Annotated in this window: 11 protein-coding genes; 8 read left to right on the plus strand and 3 right to left on the minus strand. The window is 70.8% G+C overall.

What is annotated here, in order from left to right:
- Nucleotides 1–36: 36 nt before the first annotated feature.
- The 7 genes from AB0I15_RS11895 to AB0I15_RS11925 all read left to right on the plus strand — a co-directional run bounded on the left by AB0I15_RS11895 (nucleotide 37) and on the right by AB0I15_RS11925 (nucleotide 6369).
- Entirely contained in the window at nucleotides 37–1035 is a 999-nt protein-coding gene (locus tag AB0I15_RS11895) for a TIGR04222 domain-containing membrane protein (RefSeq protein ID WP_358093448.1), read from the plus strand.
- A 252-nt stretch (nucleotides 1036–1287) separates the two neighbouring features.
- Nucleotides 1288–2097 carry a DUF692 domain-containing protein gene (locus AB0I15_RS11900; RefSeq protein ID WP_358093450.1) on the plus strand — a complete coding sequence of 270 codons (810 nt, stop codon included), beginning with the start codon at nucleotides 1288–1290 and terminating at the stop codon, nucleotides 2095–2097.
- Nucleotides 2094–2540, plus strand: coding sequence for a hypothetical protein (locus tag AB0I15_RS11905; RefSeq protein ID WP_358093453.1), 447 nt, complete (start codon nucleotides 2094–2096; stop codon nucleotides 2538–2540). Before AB0I15_RS11900 ends, AB0I15_RS11905 begins: the two co-directional genes overlap by 4 nt.
- Nucleotides 2541–2565: 25 nt before the next feature.
- A complete protein-coding gene (locus AB0I15_RS11910; RefSeq protein WP_358093456.1) occupies nucleotides 2566–3435 on the plus strand; it encodes a hypothetical protein in 870 nt (289 codons plus the stop codon).
- 86 nt (nucleotides 3436–3521) lie between these two features.
- Nucleotides 3522–4022 (plus strand): hypothetical protein, encoded by a 501-nt coding sequence (locus AB0I15_RS11915; RefSeq protein WP_358093459.1) that lies wholly within the window; start codon nucleotides 3522–3524, stop codon nucleotides 4020–4022.
- A gap of 55 nt (nucleotides 4023–4077) precedes the next feature.
- Nucleotides 4078–4839: an isoprenyl transferase gene (locus tag AB0I15_RS11920; protein WP_358093461.1), complete on the plus strand. Its 762-nt coding sequence runs from the start codon at nucleotides 4078–4080 to the stop codon at nucleotides 4837–4839.
- Nucleotides 4840–5100: 261 nt separating this feature from the next.
- Nucleotides 5101–6369, plus strand: a complete 1269-nt coding sequence (locus AB0I15_RS11925; RefSeq protein WP_358093665.1) for a PhoH family protein — start codon at nucleotides 5101–5103, stop codon at nucleotides 6367–6369.
- Here AB0I15_RS11925 and AB0I15_RS11930 read toward each other — a convergent pair whose 3' ends face one another.
- From AB0I15_RS11930 to AB0I15_RS11940, 3 genes are read right to left on the minus strand one after another with little or no spacing between them, the layout of a single operon-like run.
- Nucleotides 6370–6867 (minus strand): hypothetical protein, encoded by a 498-nt coding sequence (locus tag AB0I15_RS11930; protein WP_358093463.1) that lies wholly within the window; start codon nucleotides 6865–6867, stop codon nucleotides 6370–6372. It abuts the gene before it with no gap.
- Nucleotides 6864–8273: a HAMP domain-containing sensor histidine kinase gene (locus AB0I15_RS11935; protein ID WP_358093465.1), complete on the minus strand. Its 1410-nt coding sequence runs from the start codon at nucleotides 8271–8273 to the stop codon at nucleotides 6864–6866. Before AB0I15_RS11935 ends, AB0I15_RS11930 begins: the two co-directional genes overlap by 4 nt.
- The gene (locus tag AB0I15_RS11940) at nucleotides 8270–8944 is read right to left on the minus strand and encodes a response regulator transcription factor (RefSeq protein WP_225269441.1); all 675 of its coding nucleotides are present in this window, start codon (nucleotides 8942–8944) and stop codon (nucleotides 8270–8272) included. The genes AB0I15_RS11935 and AB0I15_RS11940 overlap by 4 nt, the downstream gene beginning before the upstream one ends.
- A 320-nt stretch (nucleotides 8945–9264) precedes the next feature.
- Here AB0I15_RS11940 and AB0I15_RS11945 point away from each other — a divergent pair, with 320 nt between their 5' ends.
- On the plus strand, nucleotides 9265–9927 hold the full coding sequence (locus AB0I15_RS11945) for a lytic transglycosylase domain-containing protein (RefSeq protein WP_358093467.1): 663 nt from the start codon (nucleotides 9265–9267) through the stop codon (nucleotides 9925–9927).
- Nucleotides 9928–9953: the final 26 nt, after the last annotated feature.

The following is a 9953-nucleotide window of genomic DNA, read 5'->3' on the forward strand; positions in this document are numbered from 1 at the left end:
CTGGGCGGACCGTCGTACCGCGAGAGAGGGGCGGCCGTGGACTTCGTCCTGCTGGCAGCCGCGTTCGGCATGCTGTTCCTGGTCGGCGCGGCGGTGCGGCGGGTCGAACGCGAACGCGGCCGGGTCAGCGAGATCGCGCCGAGCGGCTACGGGCACGCGCTGTCCCACTACGAGCTGGCGTACCTGTCGGGCGGGCCCCGGCGGTGCATCAACACGGCGCTGGCCGTCCTCGCGACGGCCGGCGCCATTCGCGTGTCACGGGGCTCGACGGTCACCCCGGTGTACGGGGCGCGGCCCTCGCCCGAGCCGATCGAGCAGGCCGTGCTCGACACGCTGGCGGCCAGGCCGGGCGGCTACCGGGCGGGCGAGCTGCGCAGGACGCTGCAGGCGCATCCGGCGCTCACCGGCCTGGCCGGCGGGCTCGAGAGCCGGGGGCTGCTGGTGCGCGAGCAGGCGTACGGCCGGGCCCGGCGGCGCCTGGACCACCTGAAGCCGGTCATCGGCGCGGCGGTGGGCTACGTGGTGCTGCTGTTCGTGCTCGCCGGCCTGGGGCGGGCCGGCGAGGAGACGGCGGTGTTCGTCGGCGCGGTGTTCTTCTCGGTGGTCGCCGTGATCAGCGGCCTGGCCGGGCTGCGCAGGGAGCGGCGGCGGTTGCGCAACGTCATCACGCGCGAGGGGCGGGACGTGCTGAGGGCGGCGCGCGTCCACCATCCGAGGGGTGTGAGCGACCAGAGCTCGCTGGCCATGATGGTGGGCGTCCCCGTGGCCCTGTACGGGCTCCAGGACGCCCCAGACCGTGCCCTCTGTGATGAGTTGTCGGTCGGCGACTCCGCGTCGGACTGCGCCGGATCCTGCGGGACGTACGGCGACGGCGGCGGCACGACCTTCGGCGGCGACTCCTACGGCGGCCTCGACTTCGGCGGCGGCTCCTCGGGCTGCGGCGGCGGATCGAGCTGCGGCGGCGGGTCATCGAGCGGCGGCGGTTCGTCGAGCAGTTGCGGTGGCGGCGGGTCGAGCTGCGGTTCGAGCGGCTGAATGTAACCACTCCGGCGGAACCCTTACGCCTGCTTTATACGTCTCCCGGTTACCCAGCCCGTCAGTGCTGCACGAGGGGAGGTTCGTATGGACCTGGTCTTGTTGATCGTCTCGGTGGCCCTGGCGCCTACGCGGGAACCGGCGTGGCCGGGTGCGGAGGCGGCGGGACCTGCTCGTCGTCCGACGGGTCCGGCGGGTCGGCCGGGTGCGGCGGCGGTGGCTGCGGAGGTGGTTGTGGCGGAGGGGTCTGACGTGGGCGGACCGGGTGTGGGCATCGGCTGGCGCTCGGAGCTGGACCTGACGATCGAGCGCATGCCCGGCGTCGACTTCGTCGAAGTGGTCGCCGAGAACGTCAAGCCCGCCCGCCTGCCGGAGTCCCTGGCGCTGCTGCGCGCCAGGGGCCTGCCGGTGATCCCGCACGGGGTGTCGCTGGGCGTCGGCGGGGCCGAGCCGCCGTCCCCGGCCCGGCTCGCCCACCTGGCCGCGTGCGCGGTGGCCCTGGACGCGCCGCTGGTCAGCGAGCACCTGGCGTTCGTCAGGGGTGGTGGCGTCGAGGCCGGGCACCTGCTGCCGGTGCCGCGTACGCGCGAGTCCCTGAAGGTCGTCACCGAGAACGTGCGCCGCGCCCAGGACGCGCTGCCCGTCCCGCTGGCCCTGGAGAACGTCGCCGCCATCTTCGGCTGGCCGGACGACGAGCTGACCGAGGCCGAGTTCCTGGCCGAGCTGGTGGCGGCCACCGGGGTGGGGCTGCTGATCGACGTGGCCAACCTGTACACCAACCAGGTCAACCTGGGCCTGCCGGCCGTGGCGGCGCTCGACGCGCTCCCGCTGGAGCACCTCGCGTACGTGCACGTCGCCGGCGGCTACGAGCGCCACGGCATCTGGCACGACACCCACACCACGGCCGCGCCACAGCCCGTGCTCGACCTCCTCACCGAGTTGTGCGCCCGGGCCACCCCGCCGGGCGTGCTGCTGGAGTGGGACGACGACTACCCGAGCGACGCCGTGCTGGCGGGCGAGCTGTCACGGATCAGGGCGGCGATCGCCCAGGCCCACCGATGACCGCCCCCGATCAGCGCGGCGCCGGCGGTGGGGAGCCGGTGACCTCCGCGGATCACGGCGGCGATCGCCCAGGGCCGCCAGCGGCCTCCGCGGAGGAGTCGCGGCGGCGGCTGGCGGAGGCTCAGGGGCGGGTGGTGGCCGCTCTCGTGGCGGGCGGGGAGGTGCCCGAGGGCTTCGACCCGGAGCGGATGCGGGCGCAGGCGTCGAGCCTGGTCGCCAAACGGCGTGCCATCGTGGCCAGGATCCGTCCCGACACGGCCGCCGCAGCGGGCGCCGACCTGGCGGCCGAGTTCGCCGCGTACGCGCGGGCCCGCGCCGCCCCGCCGCCCGACTACCGCACCGACGCCGCCGACTTCGCCGCCTGGCTGCGCGAACGCGGCCGGATGCCCGATCCGCCTCCTGCCAAGCGCCGCTGGTGGTCGCGCGGGCGCCGTCTAAGCTGATCGCACCAAGCGCTTGGGAGGCGGCATGCGCATCGTCAACATGGGCGGCTGGCCACTGGACGAGGGACCGCACGAGCCCGGCGGCGAACCGCTGTGGAACGAGTCCTGCTACTTCGACTTCGTCTCGGACGACGGCGAGGTGGGCGGCTACGTCCGGCTCGGCCTCTACCCGAACTGGAAGCGCGCCTGGTACTGGGCCTGCCTGGTCACCAGGGACGGCCGCCGGGCCGAGGTGATCGACCACGAGGCCCCGCTGCCCGGCCCGGACCTGGCGGTCGCGGGCGACTGCTACGAGGCCACGCATGACGTCGTCGAGCCCTTCCGCACGGCCCGCGTCCGCCTGGCCGGCGCCGGGCTGTCGCTCGACCTCGAATGGCGCACCGCGGGCGGCGTCTACGGCTACGCGCTGACCCCGCGCTACGAGATCCCCTGCGAGGTCACCGGCACCGTCGACGGCGTCCCCTTCCACGGCTACGGCGAACGCGACCACAGCTGGGGCGTGCGCGACTGGTGGTCGCTCTCCTGGGTGTGGAGCAGCGGCCGCCTCGGCGACGGCACCCACCTGCACGCCATGCGCCCCAACCTGGGCCTGGAGCTGCCCTGGCCGGCCTTCCGCGTGCCGCCGGGCGGCGAGCTGGAGCAGGTCGAGGGCTGCACGGTGGGCACCGAGTTCGACGGGGACCGGCCGGCGCGATCGGTGCTGCGCTTTCCCGGGCGCGCCACGACCGTACGGCCGATCGCCTTCGCCCCCGTGACGCTGACGTCGCCCGAGGGCGCGGTGGCCGAGTTCGTCAGGGCGCTGTGCCGGTTCGAGGCGGAGGACGGGCCCGCCGGGTACGGCTGGACCGAGTGGCATCAGCCGCCGGACTGGCGACAGCATTCCTGGTGGTCATAGCCGGGTTTAGCGGGCAAACGGCCGGATACGGGAAAGGCGTGGGTGGACTGAGCTGCGTCGATGGGTCGTATCTGACCGTCACACCGGTGGCATGTAAGGACAGCGTCGGCACGCCGTACGAGATCACGCTGGAGCTGCATCGCGACGGCACCCCGTACGGCAGCGTGGGCGAGCGCTGCGGCTGGCTGCTGGCCCGTCTGGCGCGCGGCGTCGACGAGGCCCGCCAGGGCAGGGGAGAGGCCAGGCGGTGGGCCGATCCCGACGACAGGTTCCCCGGCGAGGAGCCGGACGGCGAGCTGTTCTCCTTCCGCTACCGCACGCGATACGGCCTGGCCGGCGGCGGTGAGCTGCGCTGCCAGCTCAGGACCATCCCCGTCTGGCAGCCGGGGCCGGGCGAGTGGCGGCTCACCAGGAGGGCGTACGTGGAGGCGTGGGGCACCACGGGCGTGGGCATGCGGGCCGTGCTGACCTCCGCGGAGCTGTCGGTGTTCGTCCGCGACCTCGTAAATGAGGCGGAAGGATGTCTAGAAGGTAGAGATCTGGCTAGGAATCTCGGAGAGGGAGCAGGCACGGGCGATTCGCGGTGATAATTGCCTGTTAGGTCAAACGACCAAAGGCACAGCACCGCTGGGGAGGCACTCCGTGGGCCTGCGCGATCTGGTCTACCGGCTGTATGAGCACCGGCTGGAGACCAAGCTGTCGAAGGACGGCGTTCCCCGGCATGTCGGGGTCATCATTGACGGCAACCGCCGCTGGGCGCGCGCCATGGGCATGCGTGACGTGGCGTCGGGCCACCGCAAGGGCGCGGACAAGATCTCCGAGCTGCTCGGCTGGTGCCGTGAGACCGGTGTCGAGGTCGTCACGGTGTGGATGTTGTCCAACGACAACCTCAACCGGCCGAGGGAAGAGCTGGATCCGCTGCTGCGCATCATCGAGGACGTGACGCAGGAGCTGGTGGCGGAGGGCTGGCGGATCAGCCCCGTCGGAGCGCTTGACCTGCTGCCGGATCACACGGCGAATGTCCTAAAAAATGCAAAAGAAGCTTCATCACACCGTCCAGGCCTGATTGTGAACGTTGCAGTTGGGTATGGAGGAAGACGTGAGATTGCCGATGCGGTGCGCTCACTGCTCCAGGAGCAAGCGAGCAAGGGGGCGAGCATCGAGGACCTCGTTGAGGTGCTCGATGTGGAGCACATCGCGGAGCATCTCTACACTCGCGGCCAACCCGACCCGGATCTCCTCATCCGTACGTCGGGCGAGCAACGCTTGTCCGGCTTCATGCTCTGGCAGAGCGCTCACTCCGAGTTCTACTTCCACGAGGCATACTGGCCGGACTTCCGCAGGGTCGACTTCCTGCGAGCGCTGCGCGATTACGCTGCGAGACACCGGCGCTACGGTTCCTGACGCGACATTCGGGTATTCAGGACGTAACGTTGGAAAGTGTTCGGTCACAGGCCGGACATTTCGGAGAGGGCCCGCCTTTGCACCAAACAGTTGCCGAGGAGGGGCCGGCCTCCGGCACCGACGGCAGCTCGCGGTCGGGGACGCGGGTCCGGTCCGATTCCCACCTCGTCTGCAGGGCGCCCGCACCAAGGGGCGCCCGGGGGAGAACGTGTGGCAGTGTCCTCGAGCAACCCTAATCACCAGTCGGCTAAGCGCACGTACGTGCTCGACACCTCGGTCCTGCTCGCCGACCCGGCGGCCATGACCCGCTTCGCCGAGCATGACGTGGTCCTTCCCATCGTGGTGATCACGGAGCTGGAAGGAAAGCGGCACCATCCCGAACTCGGCTACTTCGCGAGGAAGGCCCTGCGCTACCTCGACGACCTGCGGATCCAGTACGGCAGGCTGGACGAGCCGATGCCGACGGGGGATGGCACGATCAGGGTTGAGCTCAATCACAGCGATCCGTCCATCCTGCCCGTGGGGTTCCGCCTGGGCGACAACGACACCCGCATCCTGACCGTGGCGCGCTCGCTCGCCAGTGAGGGCTGCGACGTCGTGCTGGTGTCCAAGGACCTGCCGATGCGGGTCAAGGCGGCCTCCATCGGCCTGGCGGCCGAGGAATACCGGGCCGAGCTCGTACACGAGTCCGGCTGGACGGGGATGGCCGAGGTCCAGGTGACCACCGAAGACGTCGAGACGCTCTTCGACCAGGGCACCGCCGACCTGGAGGAGGCCAGGGAGCTGCCTGCGCACACCGGGCTGCGGCTGCTGTCGGCCAAGGGCTCGGCGCTGGGCCGGGTGCAGCCCGACAAGTCCGTCCGCCTGGTGCGCGGCGACCGCGAGATCTTCGGCCTGCACGGCCGCTCCGCCGAGCAGCGCATCGCACTCGACCTGCTGATGGACCCGGAGATCGGCATCGTCTCGCTGGGCGGCCGGGCCGGCACGGGCAAGTCCGCCCTGGCGCTCTGCGCGGGCCTGGAGGCCGTCCTGGAGCGGCGCCAGCACCGCAAGGTGATCGTCTTCCGCCCTCTCTACGCCGTGGGAGGCCAGGAGCTCGGCTACCTGCCGGGCAGCGAGGGCGAGAAGATGGGCCCGTGGGCGCAGGCCGTCTACGACACGCTGGGCGCCATCACCTCACCCGAGGTGATCGAGGAGGTGCTCGACAGGGGCATGCTGGAGGTGCTCCCGCTGACGCACATCCGGGGCCGTTCGCTGCACGACGCCTTCGTGATCGTGGACGAGGCCCAGTCGCTCGAACGCGGGGTCCTGCTGACGGTGCTGAGCCGGATCGGCGCCAACTCCCGGGTCGTGCTCACCCACGACGTGGCTCAGCGCGACAACCTGCGGGTCGGCCGGCATGACGGCGTGGTGGCGGTGGTGGAGAAGCTGAAGGGCCACCCGCTCTTCGCCCACGTCACGCTGACCAGGTCCGAGCGGTCGCCGATCGCCGCGCTGGTGACGGAGATGCTCGAGGACATCACCATGTGATCACTTCAACTCACCGCACGTGAACCGTCCCTCCGTCTTGGAGGGGCGGTTCTCGTTCTCCCGGACTATCTTGACCAGCTCGAACGCCGCGTCCTGCTGCGCGGTGCAGACGATCTGCGCCATGCCGAGCTTGGTCAGCGTGCCCTCGCCGCGGATGTAGACGGTCAGCGTCGACGTGCGCGGAAGCTGGATCTCGTCCCGCTGCACGGGGTTGATCGAGTTCTTGATCCTCAGGTACGTGAACCCGCGCAGCGCCGTGTCCCGGTCGCCGAGCGGCTGCGAGGAGGCCGCGAACAGCGCCCCGAGCAGACTGGCCACGGTGTCGTTCTCCACGTCGGCCGGCTCCAGCGCCAGCTTGCCGTCCCTGATCAGGTAGATCGTCTTGGACGGTGGCGGGATCCTGATGGTGGGGGCGTTGCCCCGGTCCTGGACATCGGTGGGTGAGATGCCGCAGGCGGTGATGGCCAGCAGCGCGGCGATCGTCAGGATGGCTTTCATACGTGCGGGAGCCAGACCGTGAAGAGGGTTCCTGGGTTCTGCGGGCGTACGGAGATCGTGCCGCCGTGCAGGTTGACGTTGGCCCTGGCGATGGCCAGGCCGAGGCCGCTGCCCTGGCTGCGGGCCCGGGCGCCGGCCTTGAAGAAGCGGTCGAAGACGTACGGCAGGGCCTCGTGCGGGATGCCCTTGCCGTGGTCGCGCACCTTGACCTCCAGGCCGTTCTCCGTGGTCCTGGCGCTGACCACCACGGGTGGCAGGCCGTGCTTGAGTGCGTTGCCGACCAGGTTGGCCACGATGACGTCGAACCTGCTCGGGTCGAGGTTGACGGCCAGGCCCTGGGGGGCCTTGACGGTCACCTCGTCGGTCCAGCCGCGCACCTCCAGGCAGTCCTGGATGGCGTCGGCCACGTTCACGGGTTCGAGGTGCAGGGTGGCGGTGCCCGCGTCGAAGCGGCTGACCTCGATGAGGTGCTCGACCAGCTCGCGCAGGCGCTCGATCTCGCGGAGCACCAGCCGTACGGCCTGGGCGGGCGCCTCGGGCAGCCGGGCGGCCTCGTCCGACAGCATGTCGGCCACGGCCGTCATCGCGGTCAGCGGTGTGCGCAGCTCGTGGGAGACGTCGGCCACGAACCTGCGCGACATCGCCTCGAGCGAGCGCAGCTCCGACACGCTCAGCTCCAGCGCCGCCGCCGCGTCGTTGAACCTGGAGGTCAGCCCGGCCAGCTCGTCCTGGCCGTGCACGGGCAGGCGCGTGTCGAGCCGGCCCTGGCCCAGCGCCTGCGCCGCCGCGCTCAGCCGCCGGACCGGCAGCAGCACCTGCCGGGCCGACAGCAGCGCCACGACCAGGGCGAGCAGCACGATGACCGCGCTGGCCTGGGTGAGGGTGGCCCTGAGCGTGGCGAGCTGACGCTCGTCGTCGTGCATGGGGAAGAACACGAACGCCCGCAGCCCCGTGGCCTCGGGCACCCCTGAGCTGTCGCGGTAGACCTCGGCGCCGACGATGAGCCAGAGCTGCCCGCCGATGATCTTGCGTTGGGTGACGACGCTCTGCTTGGCGCGGCCGTGCAGCTCGTTGGGCACGTCGCTCATGGACATGGGGCCGTCGGAGGCGACGAGGGTGCCGTACTCGACCAGCACGCTGCGGCCCGGCCCGCTGAGGGCGTGGGCCACGCGTTCGAGCTCCTTGGTCGTCGGCGCGGCCTCGCCGGGCCTGAGCCGGCCGATCGGGAAGGTGATGCTGCCGAGCTCCCGGGTCACCAGGTCGAGCGAGGTGGTCTCGGCTCTGGTGACGAGCGCGGTCTTGGCCAGCTCGTAGCCGATGGTGGCGACCAGCAGCGAGGCGGCGACGGCGACGAGCGTGAACGTGATGACGAGGCGGGCGCGCAGGCCCGTGGGGAGAGGGATCACGGTGGGCTGAACCGGTAGCCGAAGCCGCGCACCGTGTGGATGAAGACGGGCTCGGCGGGCTTCGGCTCGATCTTCGCGCGGATCCGCTGCACGCAGGCGTCCACCAGCCGGGAGTCGGCGATGTGCGTGTGGTCCCAGACGGCCCGCAGCAGGTAGCGGCGGTTGAGCACCTGGCCGGGGTGGCGGACGAGCTCCAGCAGCAGCCGCAGCTCGGTCGGGGTCAGATGGATCTCCTTGCCGGCCAGCGTGACCTTGAGCGCGCCCCGGTCGATGACGAGGTCGCCGAAGGTGATGCGATCGGAGGAGGCGGACTCGGCCCGGCGCAGGACGGCGCGGATGCGGGCGTCCAGGACCCGGGGCTCGACGGGCTTGACCACGTAGTCGTCGGCGCCGGCCTCCAGGCCCACCACCACGTCGAGGTCGTCGCCGCGGGCCGTGAGCAGGATGACCGGGAGCTGGTCGAGTTTGCGCACGCGGCGGCATACCTCGACGCCGTCGATGCCGGGAAGCATGACGTCCAGGATCGCGATCTCGGGGCGGCGCGCGCGGATGTGGTCGAGCGCCTCCTCGCCCGTCGCGTAGGACGTGACCGAATGCCCCTGCCGGGTCAGCGCCAGCTCGAGAGCCGTACGGACCGAGGGGTCGTCTTCAACAAGGAGGATGCCAGCCACGCGCACATTATTATTCCATGTCCCGATTACCCGGGTTGTGTCACCAAACTGTGACATGCCGTAGATGGGATCCCAAAGAAGGCGCGGGACCCTGAAAGCGGCTTCCCTTCGGCTGCGGGTGCCCGAAGGGGAGCCATTCGATGTGTGACGAATGTCACAATATTTCGCAAACGACGAGCTAACGTGCTGGTTGGCCAAATTTACGTCAAGCGATTACCGCGTTTCGGTTGCGGACCACCCCCCATGACAGGGCAAGCTCATGGATCGTGAGCCCTGGTCCGCGTTTGAGCGAGCGCCCCCCGAAGGAAGATCTACCCTCGGTGCGCAGGCGTTCGCGCGTCACGCCCAAGGCTGTCATCCTCACGACGCTGACGCTGGTGGTCGTCGTGGGCGGTGGCGGCTTCGTCGCCTACCGCGCCGTCGAGAACGCCAAGAGGCCGGTCGGGGACTCGGCTTTCACGCCCGAGGAGTTCGGCAAGATCGCCGGCGGCGACCTCATGGCGCCCGACCCCGAGACCGACGCGCTCAAGGCCGCGGCCGAGCAGGCGTACCGGGCCGACAAGCTCAAGAAGGAGCGCTCGGGAGCGGCCGGCAAGGGCCTCGACTGGGTGGTGCCCAAGCGCGCGCCCAGCGGCGACGGCTTCCCCGCCGTCAACTTCCCGCCGGGCAGCGACCCCTCGCCGGGCAGCAACAAGGCCACCGCCAAGTCGATGATGGCCGGGTTCGGGTTCGGCGGCGACCAGTGGGGCTGCCTGGAGCGGCTCTGGCATAAGGAGAGCGGCTGGAACGAGCGGGCCATGAACCGCTACTCCGGCGCCTACGGCATCCCGCAGTCCCTGCCCGGCAGCAAGATGGCCAGCGCGGGCGCCGACTGGCAGACCAACGCCGCCACCCAGATCAAGTGGGGCCTGGGCTACATCAAGGGCCGCTACGGCAGCCCCTGCGGCGCGTGGGGCCACTCACAGTCCGTGGGTTGGTATTAAGCGGTCAACTTTCCTTCTCTAATCGG

This window comes from Nonomuraea sp. NPDC050643, assembly GCF_040654715.1.
GTDB lineage: Bacteria > Actinomycetota > Actinomycetes > Streptosporangiales > Streptosporangiaceae > Nonomuraea.